Here is an 18505-nt window from a genome sequence, read left to right on the forward strand (position 1 = left end):
GAGGAGACAACCCCATGAAAACCATCCATACGCCCATGCTGGGCGTGGCGCTAGCCTGCCTGGCGTCCTTGCCCGGTGCCGCTTCGGCGCAGTCCAAGGTCGAGATCTTCAGCGTCGTCGATGTCGGCGTCACGCACCTGAACGGCTCCGGCCCCTCCAAGACCGGCCTGTCCACGGGCGGCGCCAACATCAGTCGCCTCGGCTTTCGCGGCACGGAAGAGCTGGGCGGCGGCCTGCGCGCTGGCTTCTGGCTGGAGGCGGGCATGGACGTGGACAGCGGCTCGGGCAAGGCCAGCGGTGGCGGCCTGAGCTTCAACCGCCGCTCCACCGTGAGCCTGTCGGGCGACTTCGGCGAAGTGCGCCTGGGCCGCGATGACTCGGCCACCTTCCTGAGCACGCTGATCTTCGACCCCTTCCTCACCAACGGCGTGGGCGGCACCATGGGCTTCACCATGCTGGGCATTCCCGGCACGGGCACGGCCACGGGCGGCGCGCCCATCCAGATCAGCAACGCGGTCAGCTACTTCCTGCCGCAGAACCTGGGCGGCTTCTACGGCCAGGTGCAGGTGGCCATGGGCGAGCAGGCGCGCAGCGCACCCAACAAGAACCAGGGCGACTACCGCGGCCTGCGCTTCGGCTACCGCCAGGGCCCCTTCAACGGCGCGCTGGCCACGGGCAAGTTCTATGGCGACAGCGATGCGACCAACCTCACGGCCAGCAACGTGGGCCTGAGCTGGGACTTCGGCGTGGCCAAGCCCATGCTGCTGTGGGCCAGCGAAAAGCGCGGCGCCCTCAAGGTCACCGCCCTGCAGCTGGGCGTGACCGCGCCCGTGGGCATGGGCGAGTTCAAGGCCTCCTACGGCCACTACAACACCGACGGCAGCAATGCCGACTGGAACAAGATCAGCGTGGGCTACGGGCACAACCTGTCCAAGCGCACCCAGGTCTACGGCACGGTGGCCTTCCTCAAGAACAAGGACGGCGCGGCCAAGTCCATCGGCGTGCAGGGCCTGTCGGCCCCGGGCACCACGCTGGGCGGCCGCTCCTCCGGCTTCGAGGTGGGCGTGCGCCACTTCTTCTGATACAGCCCATCGGGCGATAGAGACTTGCCATGAAAGATATGCGTGCGGCCCGCTGGTGGGGGGTGATCAGCCTCTTCATCATCGTCGCCATCTCCTATGTGGACCGGATCAACCTTTCGATCCTCATCCTCGACCAGGGATTTCTGGACCACATCGGGCTGACGCACGACGACCGCACGCGCCAGGGCCTGCTGGCCACGGCCTTCATGGTGGGCTACGGCGTTTCTTCCTTCGTGTTGACGCCGTTTTGCGCGGCGCTCTTCGGCGTGCGCCGGAGCCTGGTGGTCGGCCTGCTGCTGTGGGGCGCCGTGTCCTTTCTGTCCCCGGCCATGAACAGCTATGGCCTGCTGCTGGCCTCGCGCATCCTGCTGGGCATCTCCGAAGGACCGCTGTACTCGCTGGCGGGCAGCTACATCAAGGCGCATTTCCAGAGCCACGAGAACGGCTTGCCCAACTCTTTCGTGAACATGGGCACGGGACTGGGGCTGGCGGTGGGCTACCCGCTGATCGGCTACCTGGTGGCCGGCCATGACTGGCAGACCTCGTTCCACGTGCTGGGCCTGATCAATGTGGCCATCGGCATCCCGCTGGTGCTGGCCTTCATCCGCATGCCCCGCGTGGACACCGGCATGCCGCGCCCGCGCTCGCTGGGCGAGGCGGTGGGCCAGGTCGGCCAGATCGTGCGCGGCGCCATGCACACGCGCTATCTGGTGCTGGTGGCCGTGCTGTCGGCGGCCTTCTTCTCCTACCTCTGGGGCAGCAGCAACTGGCTGCCGGCCTACCTGGAGTCGCGCGGCTTTTCGCTGCGCGAGATGGGCTGGCTGGCCTCGCTGCCCCAGTACGCCACGGTGCTGGCCGTGCTGGTCGGCGGCATCGTCATCGACCGCCTGCCGCGCCGCCAGGTGCCGCTGATCTTCGTCGGCGGCAGCCTGGGCCTGGCGCTGGCCATCTGGCTGGCCATCCACATGGAAGACCGCTACGCGGCGGCCTACTGCCTGATCGCCGCCAACTTCTGCTGGGGCCTGATGAGCCCGGCCATCCCCAGCACCGTGCAGTACTGCGCGCGGCCCGAGCATGTGGCCAGCGCCTATGGCGTCGTCAACGGCACGGCGACCCTGGTGGCGGGCTTCATGCCCGCGCTCATGGGGGCCGTCATCGGCTGGACATCGCATTCGGCCGGCGGCGGTTTCGTTGCCAGCTTCGGCCTGCTGGTGGGCACGCAGCTGGTGGTCATGGTCTGCGGCCTGGTGCTGTGGCTGCGCGAGCGCGGCCAGGGCACCCACGGTGCCAGCGATGCCCGGGATACGTCCGCGCGCACGGCCTGACCTGCACTACAGCGCGCCCGCTGCGGCGCACTGCTCCAGAAACGTCACCAGGGCCTGCACGCGCGCCGTGCGGCCCTTGCGCGTGGGCACCAGCAGGGTGACGGGTGCGCTGCCGAAATGCCAGTCGGGCAGCACGCGCACCAGCCGGCCCTCGGCAATGGCCGGTGCCATGTCCCATTGCGAACGCAGCACCAGGCCCAGGCCCTGTTCGGCCCAGTGGCGGGCCACGCCGCCATCGTTGGTCACATAGGACGGCGTCACACGCAGGGTCTGGCCGTCCACGGCACGCCGGCTGGCGGCGGGGCGCAGGTGCCACAGCGTCACATCCTCCTCGTTCTCGCGGATGCAGATGCAGGCGTGCTCCAGCAATTCGCGCGGCGTGGCGGGCGTGCCATGGCGGCGCAGGTAGCCGGGGCTGGCGCACAGCCAGCGGTCGTTGGCAGCCAGCTCGCGCGCCACCCAGGAGGAGTCGCGCACCGTGCCGATGTGGACCACGGCATCGGCATCGTGGCGGTCGGGGAAAGGCGTTTCGCGCAGGTCCAGCTGCAGTTTCAGTTGCGGGTGCTGGCGCGTGAAGGGCACCAGGGCCGGGGCCAGCCGGCTGCGCCCGTAGCCAAAGGGCGCGGCCAAGCGCAGCGTGCCGCCCAGCTGGCGGGCATCGCCGTGCAGCGAGTCGCGCAGCTCCTCGATCTGGCCCAGCAGCCGCACGGCCTCGCGGGCAAAGCGCTCGCCCTCGGGTGTCAGCGCCAGGCGCCGCGCGCTGCGGTTGGCCAGGGACAGGCCCAGTTCGGCCTCCAGTCGGCGCAGGCGCATGGACAGTGCAGGCGGTGTCACGTCAAGCGCACGGGCCGCCGCGCTCAGCGAGCTTTCGCGTAGCAAGGCGGCGGCAAGCTGCAGGTCTTCGATGGCAATCATTCAATTTGCCTTAACGATTGATGACGGCGGATTTAACCACGACCATGGTCTTGGTCCGTACAGTGCCAAGGCATGAACACCCCATACCCCACCTCTGCCGCATGGCCCCGGGCCGTGCTCTTCGACCTGCTGACCGCCTTGCTGGACTCCTGGACCGTCTGGAATGCGGCCGCCGGCAGCGAGGCTGCCGGGCGCGACTGGCGCGCCGAATACCTGCGCCTGACCTATGGCTGCGGCGCCTACCAGCCCTATGAGGACCTGGTGCGCACGGCGGCCCGCAACCGGGGCCTGCCCGAGGCGGTGGCCGACAGGCTGGAGGCGCAATGGGAGCAGCTGCAGCCCTGGGATGGCGCACGCGAGCTGCTGGCCGCCCTGCGCCCGCACTGCCGCCTGGCCGTGGTGACCAATTGCTCCGAGCGCCTGGGTCAACGTGCCGCCGCGCTGCTGGGCGTGGATTGGGATGTGGTGGTGACCTCGGAAGCAGCAGGCTTCTACAAGCCCGACCCCCGGCCCTACCAGCTGGCGCTGGACCGGCTGGGGCTGCCTGCGGGCCAGGCCGCCTTCGTGGCCGGATCGGGCTATGACCTGTTCGGCACCTCGGCCGTGGGCCTGCGTACCTTCTGGCACAACCGCGTGGGCCTGTCGCGGCCCAAGGGTGCGCCGCAGGCCGAGGCCGAAGCACCCACGCTGGCGCCGGCACTGCCCTGGCTCAGGGACTTTTCCCTGCAGCAGGGTTGAACCCCGAGGGTGCAGCCGGTGCTGTGCCCGCCGTCCTTTCCTGTCCACCCTTGTGAGGAGCCTGCCATGCAGCTGCGTCCAGCCCTGCCGTTGTCCCTTGTGTCCGCATTCCCGGTCCTGTCCATCGTCTGTGCCATGGCGTGGAGCCAGGGAGCCCTGGCGCAGGCCGGCGCTGCCTTTCCGGCCAGGCCGGTCACGCTGGTCGTGCCGTTTCCCCCGGGAGGCCCCAGCGATGCGCTGGCCCGTGCCGTGGCTCAGAAGATGGGGGAGCATCTGGGCCAACCCCTGGTGATCGAGAACCTGGGTGGCGCCAATGGAACCATCGGCCTGAACCAGGCGCGCAAGGCCGCCGCCGACGGCTACACCCTGTCCTTTGGCGGCATAGGCACGCATGTGGTCAATGTGGCCTTGTACCGCAAGCTGCCCTATGACCCCGTGGCCGACTTCGCCCCTGTGGGACCTGCGGGCGCGGCGCCCATGCTGCTGCTGGCGCGTGCCAATCTGCCGGCCTCCGACCTGCGCCAGTTCGCCGACTGGCTCAAGCGCAACCAGGCCGCAGCCTCCTATGGCAGTGCCGGCGTGGGCTCGATATCGCACTATGGGTGCGTGCTGCTGCTGTCGGCGCTGGGCCAAAGCCCCACCCATGTTCCCTATCGCGGGATCGCGCCTGCCATGAACGATCTCATGGGCGGACAGACCGATTTCATGTGCGACCAGACGACGACGGCGCTGCCGCAGATCGCGGGCGGCCGCATCAAGGCGATTGCGGTGCTGGGAACACAGCGCCTTGCTCAGCTGCCGGGCACGGCGGCCAGCGCCGAGGCCGGCCACCCCCTGCAGGCGCGCTCATGGAACGCGATCTTCGCACCACGCGGCACGCCGCCGGCGGTGCTCGCGCGGCTGACGCGGTCGCTGCAGCACGCCATGGGCGATGCGGGCCTGCGCGCACAGATGGCCGCGCTGGGGGTGGAGCTGCCGTCGCCCGAGCAGGCCGTGCCGGCCACGGTCTCCGCCTTGATCGAACAGGGACTGCGCAACGACGTGCCTGCCCTCAAGGCCAAAGGCCAATACCTGGATTGACGATGGAGAGAGAAACACCATGCAAGACACACTTCTGACCCTGGACACGCCCGCTGCCGTGATCGACCTCGCACGCATGCAGCGCAACATCCACCGCATGCAGCAGCGCATGGACGCGCAGGGCGTGCGCCTGCGCCCCCATGTGAAGACCAGCAAGAGCGTGCCCGTGGCCGCCGCGCAGCGCGCGGCCGGGGCCTCGGGCATCACGGTCTCCACCCTGAAGGAGGCCGAGCAGTTCTTTGCCGCTGGCACCACCGACATCCTCTATGCAGTCAGCATGGCGCCGCACCGCCTGCCGCAGGCCCTGCAACTGCGCCGGCGCGGCTGCGATCTCAAGCTCATCGTGGACAGCGTGGCGGCGGCCCAGGCCATTGCCGCGTTCGGCCGCGAACAGGGCGAGGCCTTCGAGGTATGGATAGAGATCGACACCGACGGCCACCGCTCCGGCGTGGGCGCCGAAGATGCGCCGCTGCTGCTGGCCATTGGCCGCACGCTGCACGACGGCGGCATGCGCCTGGGCGGCGTGCTCACGCATGCCGGCTCCAGCTACGAGCTGGACACGCCCGATGCGCTGCAGGCGCTGGCCGAGCGCGAGCGCGCCGGCTGCGTGCAGGCCGCCGAAGCCCTGCGCGCGGCCGGCCTGCCGTGCCCCGTGGTCAGCGTGGGCTCCACGCCCACCGCGCTGGCGGCATGCCGGCTGGACGGCGTGACCGAGGTGCGCGCAGGCGTCTATGTGTTCTTCGACCTGGTGATGCGCAACATCGGCGTGTGCACGGCCGAGGACGTGGCGCTGTCGGTGCTGGCCACCGTGATCGGCCACCAGGCCGACAAGGGCTGGGCCATCGTGGACGCAGGCTGGATGGCCATGAGCCGCGACCGGGGCACGGCGAAACAGCGGCAGGACTTCGGCTACGGCCAGGTCTGCGACCTGCATGGCGAGGTGATGCCGGGCTTCGTGCTGACCGGCGCCAACCAGGAGCACGGCATCCTGGCGCGCGCTGATGGCGCGATAGAGGCCGACATCGCCGCCCGCTTTCCCCTGGGCACGCGGCTGCGCATCCTGCCCAACCATGCCTGCGCCACGGGCGCGCAGTTCCCGGCCTACCAGGCGCTGGCGGCAGATGGCTCGGTGCAAACCTGGGAGCGGCTCCATGGCTGGTGAAAACGGGATCGATCTGCGCCATGCATCGCCGCAGCTGCCTGCGCCGGGCGGCCACTACAGCCACACGGCCACGGGCCAGGGGCTGGTCTTCGTGTCAGGGCAGCTGCCCATACGGCCCGACGGCACGCGCCTGGTGGACGCCAGCTTCGAGGACCAGGCGCGCCAGGCGCTGGCCAACCTGGCGGCGGCGCTGGAGCTGGCCGGCAGCGGCGTGCCCCGCCTGCTGCAGGTGCGCGTGTACCTGGACGACATGGCGCACTGGCCGGCCTTCGACCGCATCTACGCGGACTGGGCCGGCGCACACCGGCCCGCGCGCGCCGTGGTGCCCACCGGGGCGCTGCATTTCGGGTTGAAGGTGGAAATCGAGGCCGTGGCGCTGGCCTGAAGAAAGCCCGGCCCGAGGGGGCCGGCTGCCGCTACTTCAGCCAGCCGCGCTTGCGGAAATACAGCATGGGCCCGACGGCGCTGAGCACCATGAGCGCGATGACGTAGACGTAGCCGAACTCCCACTCCAGCTCGGGCATGAAGCGGAAATTCATGCCGTAGACGCTGGCGATCAGCGTGGGCGGCAGCAGGGCCACGCTGGCCACCGAGAAGATCTTGATGATCTTGTTCTGGTTGATGTTGATGAAGCCGACGGTGGCATCCATCAGGAAGTTGATCTTGTCGAAGAGGAAGGCCGTGTGGCTGTCCAGCGATTCGATGTCGCGCAGGATCTGGCGCGCTTCCTCGAACTGCTCGGCATTGAGCATCTTGGAACGCATCATGAAGCTGACGGCGCGGCGCGTGTCCATGACGTTGCGGCGGATGCGGCCGTTCAGGTCTTCCTGGCGCGCGATGGCGCCCAGCACTTCGCGGGCCACGTCGTCGGTCACGTCGCCGGACAGCACCATCTTGCTGGCCTTCTCCAGGTCGTCGTAGATGCCTTCGAGCGTATCGGCCGAGTACTCGGCGTCGGCGTCGAACAGCTTGAGCAGCACGTCCTTGGCCTCGTCGATCAGGCCCGGCGCGCGGCGCGCGCGCATGCGCAGCAGCCGGAAGACCGGCACGTCCTCGTCATGGATGGAGAACAGCACGCCGCAGCTGCGCAGGTTCTTGTTGTGCTCGTTGACGATGAAGGCCACGCGCACGGAGCGGGGGTCCTCGTCATCGTCGATCAGGAAGTCGCTGCGGATGTGCAGCTCGCCGTTGTCTTCTTCGTAGAAGCGGGCCGATTCCTCGATGTCGTCGTCCATCGCATCTTCGGGGATGGACAACTCGTAGTGCTGCTTGATCCAGCGCTTTTCCTCGACCGTGGGCGACTCCAGGTCCACCCAGATCGGCTTGAAGCGGGACAGCTCCTCCAGCGACTCGATCTCTTCTTGAACCAGGCGGCCATTGGCCAGCGTAAAGATGTTGAGCATAGGCTCACTCCAGGTGTTCTTCTCAGGCGTGCGGGGTATCGGGGGTGCTTTCAACCCCACAGGCCAACCGGGAGTTGAAAGCTACCAACTGGGGTAGGTTTCCACGGAGCTTTCTCCAAGATGCAAAGCATCGGATTATGCAGCGTTGCGCTGCAGCATGCGGGCCGGCCGCGCTATTCGGAAGCGGCTCCAGGGGGCATCTGGCGGCCTGTCACAAAAGCCTGGGCATGGCACAGGTCGGCCCAGGCGCCGGCCTTGGCCTGGGGGGCGCGCAGCAGATAGTTGGGGTCGTAGCTGACCACGGCCGGCACACCGGCGATGCGGTGCGGCTCGGCGCGCAGGCGGCCCAGGGCCTCCTGGCGCCCCAGCACGGCGCGCGCCGTGGCCAAGCCCAGCACCAGCACGCAGGCCGGGCGCAGATCGCGCAGCAGTGCCTCCAGCGACGGTTGCAGGGCAGGGACCTCGGGCGCCTCCTGGCCTTCGGCCGGAGGCTGCACGCGGTGCAGGGCGGCGCTGTACAGGCGCGGATGGTCCTGCAGGTTCAGCGCGCGCAGCATGTTGTCCAGCAGCCGGGCAGCATCACCTTCCAGCGCGGTGCGCGCGCAGTCGGGGCCGGGGCGCCGGGCGGGCGGCAGCGGCAGGGAGTTGGCCGGCGGCTCCAGCAGGATCAGCCAGCCGCCTTCGCCGCCATCACCGGCCGGCGGCGTTGCCGCATACACGGGACGCACGGGGCCCAGCCGCCAGCCCAGGCCCGGTGCGCCGGCCACGGGCTGCTGCACGTAGCGGCGCGGCGGGCGTTCGCGTTCGGGGATGACGGGTGCGGGAGGCGGTGGCGCCTGGACCGGCGCCTGAACAGGCACCTGGACGCGTGCGGGCGTTGGCGCGGCGACAGGCGCCGGTGCAGCAGGCGCCGGGGAGGGCGCCTCCTGCACGGGCGGCGGCACGGGGCGGGCCACCGGCGGATCCGCCAGGGGCGCCGCTGCAGGCGCATCGGCGGGCGCAGCCAGGGCCTCGGACAGCACGGCGGGCGCGGTCTCGGGTTCGGGCAGCCAGACAGTGATGCCCATGGCATGCAGCATGGCCCGCTGGCGGGTGTCTAGATTCAGGGCCATAGCTTGAGGCTCATGAGCACGGCATGCTCGCGCGGGCCGTCGTGCATGGGGTAGTAGTTCTTGCGCAGGCCCACCTCCTGGTAGCCATGCGCGGCGTAGATGCTGCGTGCGCGGACATTGCTCTCGCGCACTTCCAGCCAGATCCATTGGGCCTGGCGCTGGCGCGACCACAGGGCCAGGGCGTCCAGCAGGATGCGGGCCCAGCCCTGGCGCTGGCGCGCCGGGGCCACGGTGATGTTGAGCAGGTGCACCTCGTCGAGCACGATCATGGCGACGAAGTAGCCGACCAGCCCGCCCTGGGCATCCACCAGCAGCTGGGTTTCATAGCCGGCCGCCATGGCGTCGATGAAGTTGCCGCGCGTCCAGGGATGGGAATAGGCCTGCTGCTCCACGGGCAGCAGCGTGTCCAGCCACAGCACGTTCAGCGGCTCGAAGCGCACGCTGTCCCGCTCCGACGCCAAGGCGTCGGTCAGGGGCGGCAGCGGCCGCGAGGGCTGTGGCGTGTGCGTGCTCATGCCTGGGCAGGAGGGGTCTCTGTGGTCTGCACGGGTGAAGCAAGCGCGGCTGCCGCCTTGGCAGCCTCGCGCTCGGCCGTGGTCTGCGCGACTTTATCGCGGATGTAGCGCGGCAGGGCCTGGTCGGCCGGCAGGGCGCGGTCGGCCGCCAGCATCGCAGGGGCCAGGCGCAGCATGGCGGCGGCCGTGGGCAGCGCAGCCACATGGCTGGCCTGGGGCGCCAGGCGCTCGCCATAGGCGGCCAGGGCGTTGCCGGCCACCACGGTGCCGGGCGGCAGCTGCAGGGCCTCGGGCGCGCACAGGCCGAAGTCGCCGCTTTGCTCGCCGATGTCGTTCCAGCGGCCATCGGCCCAGTGGTAGGCGGCGTGGTAGACCTCGTTCATGCGCGCATCGATCACGGCGATGAGGTCGGTGCAGCCGTATTGCATGCGCGCCTGCTCGGCCACGGCCAGCAGGCTGTCCATGGGCAGCACGGGCACGCGGGCGGCAAAGGCCAGGCCCTGGGCCACGGAGCACGCCGTGCGCAGGCCCGTGAACGAGCCCGGACCCCGGCCGAAGACGATGGCCCGCAGCTCGGCGAACTCCAGTCCGGCCTGGGCCATGAGGGCCAGGATGGCGGGGATCAGCTCGGTCGAGGTCTGCGGGCCGCCGGGGCCGCTGTGTTCCCAGACGGCATCGCCGCGCTGCACGGCGATGGAGAGGGTGTCGGTACTGGTGTCTAGGGCAAGAAGATTCATGGCGTGGGGCAGGCGGCGGTGCCGCAGCAAGCCCTGGATTATCGGTGCCCCGCCCGGCCCGCGCGCGGCATGGCCGCAATGACCGGCGTAGACTTGCCGGCCATGTTGCATCTTTCGCTGTCTTCTTTCCTTATTTCCTCGATTTCCTCCGCCTTCTCACTCGGAACGCCGCGTTCACACCGGGGCCTGGCAGCCGCGCTGCTGGCGGCGGCTGCCCTGCCCGGCATGGCCATTGCCCAGGCCGATGCCCCCACGTCACCGGCGGCCCTTGCCACCAAGACTGCGCGCGAAAGCCGGCTGCCGCCTCCCGTGGAAGCCGCCCTGGCGCGCGCCAAGCTGCCGCGCGAGGCGGTCTCCGCCCTGGTGGTGGAGGTCGATGGCCGGGCCGCTCCGCGCCTGGACTGGCAAAGCCATGTGGCCATGAACCCGGCCTCGGTGATGAAGCTGGTCACCACCTATGCGGCGCTGGACCAGCTGGGTCCTGCCCATGTCTGGCGCACGCCCGTCTTCCTGGGCGGGCCGGTGCAGGACGGCGTGCTGCGCGGGCCGCTGTACATCCAGGGCCAGGGCGATCCCAAGCTCGTGATGGAGCGGCTGTGGCTGATGCTGCGCCGCCTGCAGGGCATGGGCATCAAGGTCATCGTGGGCGACATCGTGCTGGACCGCAGCGCGTTCTCCGTCCCCGCCCACGATCCCTCCACCTTCGACAACGAGCCCTGGCGCCCCTACAACGTCGCGCCCGACGCCCTGCTGGTCAACTACAAGGCCGTGACGGTCGGCTTTGTGCCCGACGCCGCGGCGGGCGTGGCGCGGCTGCAATACGATCCGCCGCTGGCCGGAATCCAGCAACAGGAAACCGTGTCCCTGGCGCCGGCAGGCAGCGAGTGCGGCGACTGGCGCGCCCGGCTGCAGCTGGACATGGCCGACCCGTTGCGCATCGCCTTTGCCGGCACGTTCCCGGCCAGCTGCGGCGACAAGAGCTGGTCGCTGGCGCCGGCCCAGCCCGAGGCCTTCGCGGCGCGCGCCATCGAGGGCATGTGGCGCGAGCTGGGCGGCAAGCTCACGGGCACCGTGCGCGACGGCCGCGTGCCGGCCGGCCTGCAGCCGGCCTTCCAGAGCGAATCGCCCTCGCTGGCCGAGGTGGTGCGGGACATCAACAAATACAGCAACAACGTCATGGCCCAGCAGGTGTTCCTGACCATGGGCATGCAGCGCACCGGCGTGGCCAGCTTCGAGGCCTCGCGCCAGGCGCTGGGCCAGTGGTGGCAGGCGCGCTGGGGTGCGGCCGAGCAGCCCGTGGCCGACAACGGCGCGGGCCTGAGCCGCGAGGCGCGCATCACGGCCTCCGGCCTGGGCCGCATGCTGCAGCAGGCCTGGGCCTCGCCCGTGATGCCGGAGTTCGTGGCCTCCATGCCCATCGTCGGCGTCGATGGCACGCTGCGCCGCAGCCTCAGCCGCGTCCAGGGCATGGCGCACCTGAAGACCGGCACGCTGCGCGATGCCTCGGCCCTGGCCGGCTATGTGGATGGCGCCAGCGGCCGCCGATACGTGCTGGTGGCCATGGCCAACCACGCCAATGCGGCCGCCGCGCGCGCGGCCTGGGATGCGCTGGTGGACTGGACGGCGCACGACCGCTGATACGTCGCCTGCGCTCCTGTTCCAGGGCCTGCTTTTGCAGGCCCTTTCCGTTGTGTTTCCGCCTCCTGCCCGGCAAGGGCCTTGTCCTGCCTGCGGGCGCCAGACCGGTATTTATCGTCTATTCGCCCGCGTGCGAAATGCCCGGTCGGCCCGCGATTCCTATCGGTACTTGCCCGGTGTCGCCAAGGTGCGACTGTCGCTACGATGGCAATCACCAAAAAAAAGCACGGTCGTGCTATTCACAACACTTCACGGAGATCACACCTTGGCAAATCGTTATCGAATCCTCGCGGCCTCCCTGGCCACGGCCGGCCTGCTGGCCGCTTGCGGTGGCGGCAGCGGCGCCGACACCACCCCCCGTGCCAAGATCACCTCCGTCAAGGTGATGGGCGACAGCCTCTCCGACAGCGGCACCTTCGGCTACAAGTTCACCGTGCAGAACGCCACGCTGACAGGCGCCGGCTCCAACCAGGTCTGGGCCGAGCGCGTGGCGGGCCTGTACAACATCTCCCTGTGCCCGCGCTTCAACGGCACGGCCTTCACGCCCAACACCTCGTGCAACAACTACGCCGTGGGCGGCGGCCGCATCAACTACACCAGCGCGCCCACGGCGCCCATCTCCATCACGCAGCAGATCCTGCTGGCCGGCGCGGCTGGCTTCACGGCCGATGACCTGGCCGTGATCGACGGCGGCGCCAATGACGCGGCCGACGTGATCGGCGCCTTCCTGGCCGCTTCCAGGGACCAGGGCGCCAACTTCAAGGCGCTGCTGTCCACCAAGATCAACGCGGCCACGCTGGGTGCGCTGCTGCAGCAGGGCCAGGCCGGCATGGCCCAGGCCGGCGGCCTGTACATGCAGAACCTGGCCAAGGGCTATGTGTCCACCATCCAGGCGAATGTGCTGGGCAAGGGCGCCACGCGCGTGGCCATCCTCAACGTGCCGGCCATCACGCTGACGCCGCGCTTCCAGCTGGTACTGCAATCGGTGGCCCAGCAGCAGGGCTCGGCCGCCGCCGCCCAGCTGGAGACCGTGTTCGACGGCTGGGTCAAGGCCTTCAACCAGCAGGTTGCCACCGGCTTCGCGGGCGAGAGCCGCGTGGCCATCATCGATTTCTACAGCGAGTTCCGCCAGCAGATGGCCGACCCCGCCCAGTACGCCTACACCAACGTGAAAAAGGCGGCCTGCCCTGCCACCGGCGTGGGCGCCGACGGCCTGCCCACCTACAGCTTCCCGACCTGCACCGAGGCCGCGCTGTCCGCCTCCATTCCCGTGGGCGAGACCAGCGCCAACTGGTGGAAGAGCTATGCCTTTGCCGACAGCTTCCACCCCACGCCCTATGGCCATCAGCAGATGAGCCAGCTGGCCTCCCGCACCCTGGCCCGTGCCGGCTGGCTGTGATCGCAGTCATGCAGCACGAGGAGACACATCCATGAAGACATTCCTGCGCATCACCGCCGCCGTGGCCATGGCCACGGCCTGCATGGCCGCCACCGCCCAGTCCGCCGGCACCTGGAGCGTGCGCCTGGGCGCCACGCGCATCGATCCCCAGACCAGCAGCGGCTGGCTGAGCACACCCAGCTTCCCCGACACCCGCGTGGACGTGAAGGCCAACAGCCAGCTCACGGGCGGCGTGACCTACATGGTCACCAACAACTGGGCCATCGACGTGCCCATGGGCCTGCCGTTCAAGCATGACTTCGTGGGCAATGGCGCCATCTCCGGCACGGGCAAGCTGGGCCGCACCAAGGTGCTGCCCGCCACCGTGTTCGCGCAGTACCGCTTCGGCGAGGCCAACTCCGCCTTCCGCCCCTACCTGGGCCTGGGCGTGACCTATGCCAAGTTCTTCGGCGAGCGCACCACGGCCTCCCTCAACGGCCTGACCGGCGGCACGCTGGCCAACCCGACCACGGCCTCGGTGGACAGCAAATGGGGCCTGACGCCCCAGATCGGCTTCGTCTACAACTTCAACGAGCGCTGGTTCCTGGACGTGGCCTACTACAAGAGCTTCCTGAAGACCACGGCGCACCTGTCCTCGGGCCAGAGCGTGTCGCTCAAGCTCAATCCGAACGTCTACGCCATCGGCATCGGATACCGCTTCTGACAGGTCGCAGTCCCCAAAGAAAAACCAGCCCGCGGGCTGGTTTTTTCATGGAGGGGGACTGCGCCTACTTGGCCGTGGGCATCACGAATTCCGCACCCTTGGGCGTGCTCTCGGGCCAGCGCTGCATGATGCTCTTTTGGCGTGTATAGAAGCGCACGCCTTCCTCGCCATAGGCGTGCATGTCGCCGAACAGGCTGCGCTTCCAGCCGCCGAAGCCGTGCCAGGCCATGGGAACGGGAATCGGCACGTTGATGCCGACCATGCCGACCTCGATGCGGCGGCCGAACTCGCGCGCCACATTGCCGTCGCGCGTGAAGCAGGCCACGCCGTTGCCGAACTCATGGTCGTTGACCAGCTGCACGGCCTCGGCGAAGTCCTTGGCGCGCACCACGGCCAGCACGGGGCCGAAGATCTCTTCCTTGTAGATGCGCATGTCGGGCGTGACATGGTCGAACAGCGTGCCGCCCAGCCAGAAGCCGCCCGAGGTGTCGGTGCCTGTGGAGGAGCCGGCCGCCTTGCCGTCGAAGCCCCGGCCATCGACCAGCAGCTGCGCGCCTTCCTTGACGCCCAGGTCGATGTAGCCGCTAATGCGCTCGTGCGCGGCGCGGGTCACGATGGGGCCCATTTCCGCGGCCAGGTCCTCGCCGTCCAGCACCTTCAGCGCCTTGGTGCGCTCGATCAGGCGCGGCAGCAGCTGGTCGGCCACGTCGCCCACGAGCACGGCCACGCTGATGGCCATGCAGCGCTCGCCGGCCGAGCCGTAGCCGGCGCCGATCAGCGCGTCCACGGCCTGCTCGATATCGGCATCGGGCATGACCACCATGTGGTTCTTGGCGCCGCCCAGGGCCTGCACGCGCTTGCCGTGGCGCGCGCCCGTCTCGTAGATGTAGTTGGCAATGGGCGTGGAGCCCACGAAGCTCACCGCCTTCACGTCGGGATGCTCGATCAGCGCGTCCACCGCCTCCTTGTCGCCCTGCACCACGTTGAACACGCCGTCAGGCAAGCCCGCCTGCTTGAGCAGGTCGGCGATCAGAAGCGACGGTGTGGGATCGATGGGGCTGGGCTTGAGCACGAAGGTATTGCCCGCCGCAATGGCCACCGGGAACATCCACATCGGCACCATCACCGGGAAATTAAAGGGCGTGATGCCCGTGACCACGCCCAGGGGCTGGCGCAGCGTCCAGTTGTCGATGCCGGTGGAGACCTGGTCGGTGAAATCGCCCTTGAGCAGCTGCGGAATGCCGCAGGCGAATTCCACGATGTCGATGCCGCGGCTGACTTCGCCCTGCGCATCGGTGAAGACCTTGCCGTGCTCGGCCGTGATCGCATGGGCCAGCTCGTCCTTGTGCTGGTTGAGCAACTCCAGGAAGCGCAGCAGCACGCGTGCACGGCGGATGGGCGGCGTATCGGCCCACTTCGGGAAGGCCGCCTTGGCCGCCGCCACGGCGGCATCGACATCGGCGCGCGAGGCCAGGGCCACGCGGCCCGTGACCTGGCCGGTGGCCGGGTTGGTCACGTCCTGCCCGCGGTCGCTGGCACCTGCCGTGCGCTGGCCGTTGACGTAGTGGACGATGGAAGCGAAGGAGGTGTTTGCGGTGTTCATGCCAGGCAGTCTAGAAGTGCGCTTTCTGCCTGCCTAGGCGCTGCGCTTGAATTGATTGTTCAATTTGCTGAACAATCCATGCATGGCAAATGAAAAACCCGATGCCAAGGCCGAGGCCTTGTGGAGCCACCTGCACTGGCTGGTCGTGCTGGAGCAGCAGGGCAGCTTCACCTCGGCCGCCGCGCGCCTGGGCGTGAGCAAGGCGGCCATGAGCCAGCGCGTGGCAGAGCTGGAGCGCGCGGCCGGCATCGCCCTGGTCACCCGCACCACGCGCAGCGTGCGCCTGACCGAAGCGGGCCAGCGCCTGGTGGACGACACGCGCGGCGCCTTCGAGCACATTGCCCACAGCTTCTCCGGCGTGCGCGACCTGGCTGCCGCACCGCGCGGCCTGCTGCGCGTGACGGCGCCGCTGGCCTTTTCGCGCCAGCAACTCATGCCGCGCCTGCCGGCCTTCCTGCGTGCCCATCCGCAGATTCGGCTGGAGCTGGACCTATCGGACCAGATACGCTCGCTGGCGCTGGAAGGGTTTGATCTGGCCATACGCCACGTCACGGCGCCGCCCGAAACCCATGTGGCCTGGGCGCTGGCGCCCACGCGCTCGCTGCTCGTGGCCAGCGCGGACTACCTGGCCGCGCACGGCACCCCGTCCACGCCGCAGGACCTGGCCGCGCACCACTGCCTGCACTATCCGCGCACCCAGGGTGCCCCGGCCTGGAGCTTCGTTCCCCGCGACGCCGGCGTGGACGGCGTGCGCGTCGTCGTTCCCGTGACCGGCGGCTTTGCCGCCAACAACAGCGAAATCCTGCGCGACGCGGCACTGGCCGGCCTGGGCATCGCCCTGGTTCCGGACTTCAGCGCGCAATCAGGCCTGGCCTCCGGCCACCTGAGCGAAGTCCTGCCCGGCTGGCGGCCCGTCGACGCCTTCGGCGAACAGCTGTTCGCCATCCGCCCCTACGCCAGCCATGTCCCGCGCGCGGTGGCGGTGTTCGTGGACTTTCTGCGGGAGTCGTTTGCGGCGGGGTTCATCCGCTGAGGGCGAGCCCTCAGGCCTTGATCCCCAGCTTGTCCACCAACTGCTTGAACACCGCGTTGTCGCGGTCGATCACGGCCTTGAATTCGGGCTGGTCCAGGTAGCCCTCGCCCATGTTCTGCTTGGCCATGGTTTCGCGCAGGACGGGGTCCTTGAGGGTCTGGGCCATGGCCTTGCGCAGGGTCTGGACCACGGCGTCGGGCGTATTGCGGGGCACGGCCAGGCCGCGCCAGCCGCCGATGAGCAGGTCGATGCCGCGCTCCTTGAGCGTGGGCACGGCTTCCCAGCCGGCCTGTATGCGCTGCTCGGCCATGATGGCCAGCGGGCGGATCTTGCCGGCCGCCACATAGGTGGCCACCTCCACGGGCGTGACGGCCACGGCCTCGATGTGGCCGCCCAGCAGGTCGAGCACGGCAGGGTTGGCGCCGCGGTAGGGCGCGTGGTTGAACTTCACGCCCGCCTTGTCCTGCAGCGCGGCGGCGGCCAGGTGGCCCAGCGAGCCCGGGCCGGCGTTGCCGATGCGCACCGCTGCCTCGTCCTTGCGCGCGGCGGCGATCAGTTCCTCGATGCTGCGATAGGGCGAGTCGGCACGCACGGCGATGGTGGCGGGATCGGCGTTCAGGCGGGCCACGGGCAGCAGGGCGTCGGAGCTGATCTTGGTCAGCCCCATGTGCGGGATCATGGTCAGCTCGACGGTGATGATGCCGATCTTGTAGCCGTCCGGCCGGGCATTGGCCAGCTCGGTCCAGCCCACGGCGCCGCTGGCGCCTGCGCGGTTGAGCACGATCAGGTCCTGCGGCAGGTGCTTGCGCGCCACCTCGGCCAGCGCGCGTGCCAGCACGTCGGTGCCGCCGCCTGCAGCGAAGGGCACGATGAGTTCGATGGGGCGCTGGGGCCAGGCGCCGGCAGGCGCTTGTGCCACGGCGGGCAGGACGGGCGCTGCGGCCAGGGCGCCGAGTGAGCGGATGAAATGGCGGCGGGATGCGGTGGTCATGTTGTCTCCGGAATCTGTTCTAAGTGTCTTTTGTCGCTGCTGCGCTTCAATCCATTTTGATTTGGGCCGCCTTGATCACGCCGCTCCACAGCGCCTGTTCCGAACGCACGAAGCCTGCGAACTGCTGCGGCGTCATCTCCATGGGCTGTATGCCGATCTCTTCGAGCTTGGCACGCGTCTCGGGGTGGCGCAGGGCGGTGGCCAGGCTCTTGTTCAGGCGCTCGGTGAGCGCAGGGCTCAGGTGGGCGGGGCCGACGAAGCCCTGCCAGGCATAGGCTTCGAAACCGGGCACGCCGGCCTCGGCCATGGTGGGTACGTCGGGCAGGATGGGCAGGCGCTGGGGCGTGGCCACGGCCAGCACGCGCAGCTTGCCCGCGCGGATGGCCGAGATGCTGGGCGGCAGGTCCACGAACATGGACTGGATCTGGCCGGCCATGAGGTCCTGCAGCGCCGGGGCCGAGCCCTTGTAGGCCACGTGCAGGATCTGGGTGCCCGTGCGCTGCTTGAACAGCTCCAGCGCCACGTGCAGCGGCGAGCCCGGCCCCGACGAGGCCGAGGAGATGCCGCCCGGCTCCTTGCGCGCCATGGCCAGGAATTCCTGCACGTTCTTCGCAGGGAAGGACGGATGCACGGCCAGCACCAGCGGCATGCGGCCCAGGCCGCCGATGTAGCTGAAGTCCTTGCCCGCGTCATAGCTCAGGCGCGCATACATGGCGGGGTTGAAGGCCAGCGTGCCCGAGTCGGCCGTGCCCAGCGTGTAGCCATCGGCCGGGGCGCGTGCGATCAGCGTGGCGCCGATGATGCTGGCCGCGCCGGGACGGTTGTCCACCACCACGGGCTGGCCCAGGTCCTTGCCCATCTGCACGGCCAGCTGGCGCGCGATCACGTCGGTGGTGCCGCCCGGTGCATAGGGCACCACCCATTTGACGGGCTGGGTGGGCCAGGCTGGCGCACCCTGGGAGGAGGGGGCTGGGGCGGATTGCGCCTGGGCGGTGCCCATGCCCAGCGTCAGCAGGGCGCAGGAAAGCCAGGCCTTGCGGTGCAGGACCATTGGGTTGAACAGCATTTT

General features: G+C 69.4%; 18 protein-coding genes. 10 read left to right on the plus strand and 8 right to left on the minus strand.

The window, feature by feature from the left end; genetic code table 11:
- The first annotated feature begins 14 nt into the window (after nt 1–14).
- On the plus strand, nt 15–1082 hold the full coding sequence (locus tag ACF8NF_RS05890; protein WP_392450247.1) for a porin: 1068 nt from the start codon (nt 15–17) through the stop codon (nt 1080–1082).
- 29 nt (nt 1083–1111) lie between these two features.
- On the plus strand, nt 1112–2407 hold the full coding sequence (locus ACF8NF_RS05895; RefSeq protein ID WP_392450248.1) for an MFS transporter: 1296 nt from the start codon (nt 1112–1114) through the stop codon (nt 2405–2407).
- 6 nt (nt 2408–2413) lie between these two features.
- On the opposite strand, the gene ACF8NF_RS05900 is transcribed toward ACF8NF_RS05895, so the two are convergent.
- Complete coding sequence (locus tag ACF8NF_RS05900; protein ID WP_043789127.1) at nt 2414–3322, minus strand: LysR family transcriptional regulator; 909 nt, start codon at nt 3320–3322, stop codon at nt 2414–2416.
- A 72-nt stretch (nt 3323–3394) separates the two neighbouring features.
- On the opposite strand from ACF8NF_RS05900, the gene ACF8NF_RS05905 reads away from it, so the two are divergent.
- The 4 genes from ACF8NF_RS05905 to ACF8NF_RS05920 all read left to right on the plus strand — a co-directional run bounded on the left by ACF8NF_RS05905 (nt 3395) and on the right by ACF8NF_RS05920 (nt 6687).
- The gene (locus ACF8NF_RS05905; protein ID WP_043789129.1) at nt 3395–4060 is read left to right on the plus strand and encodes an HAD family hydrolase; all 666 of its coding nucleotides are present in this window, start codon (nt 3395–3397) and stop codon (nt 4058–4060) included.
- A gap of 66 nt (nt 4061–4126) precedes the next feature.
- Nucleotides 4127–5140 (plus strand): tripartite tricarboxylate transporter substrate binding protein BugD, encoded by a 1014-nt coding sequence (locus tag ACF8NF_RS05910; protein ID WP_016452041.1) that lies wholly within the window; start codon nt 4127–4129, stop codon nt 5138–5140.
- Nucleotides 5141–5159: 19 nt separating this feature from the next.
- A complete protein-coding gene (locus ACF8NF_RS05915; RefSeq protein ID WP_017404711.1) occupies nt 5160–6302 on the plus strand; it encodes a DSD1 family PLP-dependent enzyme in 1143 nt (380 codons plus the stop codon).
- Nucleotides 6292–6687, plus strand: coding sequence for a RidA family protein (locus ACF8NF_RS05920; RefSeq protein ID WP_343739868.1), 396 nt, complete (start codon nt 6292–6294; stop codon nt 6685–6687). Before ACF8NF_RS05915 ends, ACF8NF_RS05920 begins: the two co-directional genes overlap by 11 nt.
- Before the next feature lie 31 nt (nt 6688–6718).
- Here ACF8NF_RS05920 and corA read toward each other — a convergent pair whose 3' ends face one another.
- From corA to tsaB, 4 genes are all read right to left on the minus strand, one after another.
- Nucleotides 6719–7705: a magnesium/cobalt transporter CorA gene (gene corA / locus ACF8NF_RS05925; protein ID WP_016449112.1), complete on the minus strand. Its 987-nt coding sequence runs from the start codon at nt 7703–7705 to the stop codon at nt 6719–6721.
- Nucleotides 7706–7878: 173 nt separating this feature from the next.
- Nucleotides 7879–8817: a uracil-DNA glycosylase family protein gene (locus ACF8NF_RS05930; RefSeq protein ID WP_392450249.1), complete on the minus strand. Its 939-nt coding sequence runs from the start codon at nt 8815–8817 to the stop codon at nt 7879–7881.
- Nucleotides 8808–9332: a ribosomal protein S18-alanine N-acetyltransferase gene (gene rimI / locus ACF8NF_RS05935; RefSeq protein ID WP_016449114.1), complete on the minus strand. Its 525-nt coding sequence runs from the start codon at nt 9330–9332 to the stop codon at nt 8808–8810. The genes ACF8NF_RS05930 and rimI overlap by 10 nt, the downstream gene beginning before the upstream one ends.
- The gene (gene tsaB / locus ACF8NF_RS05940; RefSeq protein ID WP_016449115.1) at nt 9329–10069 is read right to left on the minus strand and encodes a tRNA (adenosine(37)-N6)-threonylcarbamoyltransferase complex dimerization subunit type 1 TsaB; all 741 of its coding nucleotides are present in this window, start codon (nt 10067–10069) and stop codon (nt 9329–9331) included. Before tsaB ends, rimI begins: the two co-directional genes overlap by 4 nt.
- A gap of 225 nt (nt 10070–10294) precedes the next feature.
- Between tsaB and dacB the strand changes: the two genes are divergently transcribed.
- From dacB to ACF8NF_RS05955, 3 genes are all read left to right on the plus strand, one after another.
- Nucleotides 10295–11707 (plus strand): D-alanyl-D-alanine carboxypeptidase/D-alanyl-D-alanine-endopeptidase, encoded by a 1413-nt coding sequence (gene dacB, locus ACF8NF_RS05945; RefSeq protein WP_392450398.1) that lies wholly within the window; start codon nt 10295–10297, stop codon nt 11705–11707.
- 265 nt (nt 11708–11972) lie between these two features.
- The gene (locus tag ACF8NF_RS05950; protein ID WP_392450251.1) at nt 11973–13106 is read left to right on the plus strand and encodes an SGNH/GDSL hydrolase family protein; all 1134 of its coding nucleotides are present in this window, start codon (nt 11973–11975) and stop codon (nt 13104–13106) included.
- 31 nt (nt 13107–13137) lie between these two features.
- Entirely contained in the window at nt 13138–13809 is a 672-nt protein-coding gene (locus ACF8NF_RS05955; RefSeq protein WP_016449118.1) for an OmpW family protein, read from the plus strand.
- Between the two features lie 64 nt (nt 13810–13873).
- On the opposite strand, the gene ACF8NF_RS05960 is transcribed toward ACF8NF_RS05955, so the two are convergent.
- A complete protein-coding gene (locus tag ACF8NF_RS05960) occupies nt 13874–15412 on the minus strand; it encodes a CoA-acylating methylmalonate-semialdehyde dehydrogenase (RefSeq protein ID WP_016449119.1) in 1539 nt (512 codons plus the stop codon).
- 82 nt (nt 15413–15494) lie between these two features.
- On the opposite strand from ACF8NF_RS05960, the gene ACF8NF_RS05965 reads away from it, so the two are divergent.
- Entirely contained in the window at nt 15495–16445 is a 951-nt protein-coding gene (locus tag ACF8NF_RS05965) for a LysR family transcriptional regulator (protein WP_016449120.1), read from the plus strand.
- A gap of 10 nt (nt 16446–16455) precedes the next feature.
- Here the strand turns inward: ACF8NF_RS05965 and ACF8NF_RS05970 are convergent, their stop codons facing one another.
- Nucleotides 16456–17436, minus strand: coding sequence for a tripartite tricarboxylate transporter substrate binding protein (locus ACF8NF_RS05970; protein ID WP_043789138.1), 981 nt, complete (start codon nt 17434–17436; stop codon nt 16456–16458).
- A gap of 46 nt (nt 17437–17482) precedes the next feature.
- The gene (locus tag ACF8NF_RS05975; RefSeq protein WP_392450252.1) at nt 17483–18502 is read right to left on the minus strand and encodes a Bug family tripartite tricarboxylate transporter substrate binding protein; all 1020 of its coding nucleotides are present in this window, start codon (nt 18500–18502) and stop codon (nt 17483–17485) included.
- Nucleotides 18503–18505: the final 3 nt, after the last annotated feature.

The sequence above is a fragment of the Delftia sp. WSY_22 genome, from assembly GCF_043104185.1.
Classification (GTDB): domain Bacteria; phylum Pseudomonadota; class Gammaproteobacteria; order Burkholderiales; family Burkholderiaceae_C; genus Comamonas; species Comamonas tsuruhatensis.

Coding starts and splice junctions, on each gene's coding strand:
- ACF8NF_RS05890 (WP_392450247.1), top strand. CDS start 15: ATGAAAACCATCCATACGCCCATGCTGGGCGTGGCGCTAGCCTGCCTG.
- ACF8NF_RS05895 (WP_392450248.1), top strand. CDS start 1,112: ATGAAAGATATGCGTGCGGCCCGCTGGTGGGGGGTGATCAGCCTCTTC.
- ACF8NF_RS05900 (WP_043789127.1), bottom strand. CDS start 3,322: ATGATTGCCATCGAAGACCTGCAGCTTGCCGCCGCCTTGCTACGCGAA.
- ACF8NF_RS05905 (WP_043789129.1), top strand. CDS start 3,395: ATGAACACCCCATACCCCACCTCTGCCGCATGGCCCCGGGCCGTGCTC.
- ACF8NF_RS05910 (WP_016452041.1), top strand. CDS start 4,127: ATGCAGCTGCGTCCAGCCCTGCCGTTGTCCCTTGTGTCCGCATTCCCG.
- ACF8NF_RS05915 (WP_017404711.1), top strand. CDS start 5,160: ATGCAAGACACACTTCTGACCCTGGACACGCCCGCTGCCGTGATCGAC.
- ACF8NF_RS05920 (WP_343739868.1), top strand. CDS start 6,292: ATGGCTGGTGAAAACGGGATCGATCTGCGCCATGCATCGCCGCAGCTG.
- corA (WP_016449112.1), bottom strand. CDS start 7,705: ATGCTCAACATCTTTACGCTGGCCAATGGCCGCCTGGTTCAAGAAGAG.
- ACF8NF_RS05930 (WP_392450249.1), bottom strand. CDS start 8,817: ATGGCCCTGAATCTAGACACCCGCCAGCGGGCCATGCTGCATGCCATG.
- rimI (WP_016449114.1), bottom strand. CDS start 9,332: ATGAGCACGCACACGCCACAGCCCTCGCGGCCGCTGCCGCCCCTGACC.
- tsaB (WP_016449115.1), bottom strand. CDS start 10,069: ATGAATCTTCTTGCCCTAGACACCAGTACCGACACCCTCTCCATCGCC.
- dacB (WP_392450398.1), top strand. CDS start 10,295: ATGGCCATTGCCCAGGCCGATGCCCCCACGTCACCGGCGGCCCTTGCC.
- ACF8NF_RS05955 (WP_016449118.1), top strand. CDS start 13,138: ATGAAGACATTCCTGCGCATCACCGCCGCCGTGGCCATGGCCACGGCC.
- ACF8NF_RS05960 (WP_016449119.1), bottom strand. CDS start 15,412: ATGAACACCGCAAACACCTCCTTCGCTTCCATCGTCCACTACGTCAAC.
- ACF8NF_RS05965 (WP_016449120.1), top strand. CDS start 15,495: ATGGCAAATGAAAAACCCGATGCCAAGGCCGAGGCCTTGTGGAGCCAC.
- ACF8NF_RS05970 (WP_043789138.1), bottom strand. CDS start 17,436: ATGACCACCGCATCCCGCCGCCATTTCATCCGCTCACTCGGCGCCCTG.
- ACF8NF_RS05975 (WP_392450252.1), bottom strand. CDS start 18,502: ATGCTGTTCAACCCAATGGTCCTGCACCGCAAGGCCTGGCTTTCCTGC.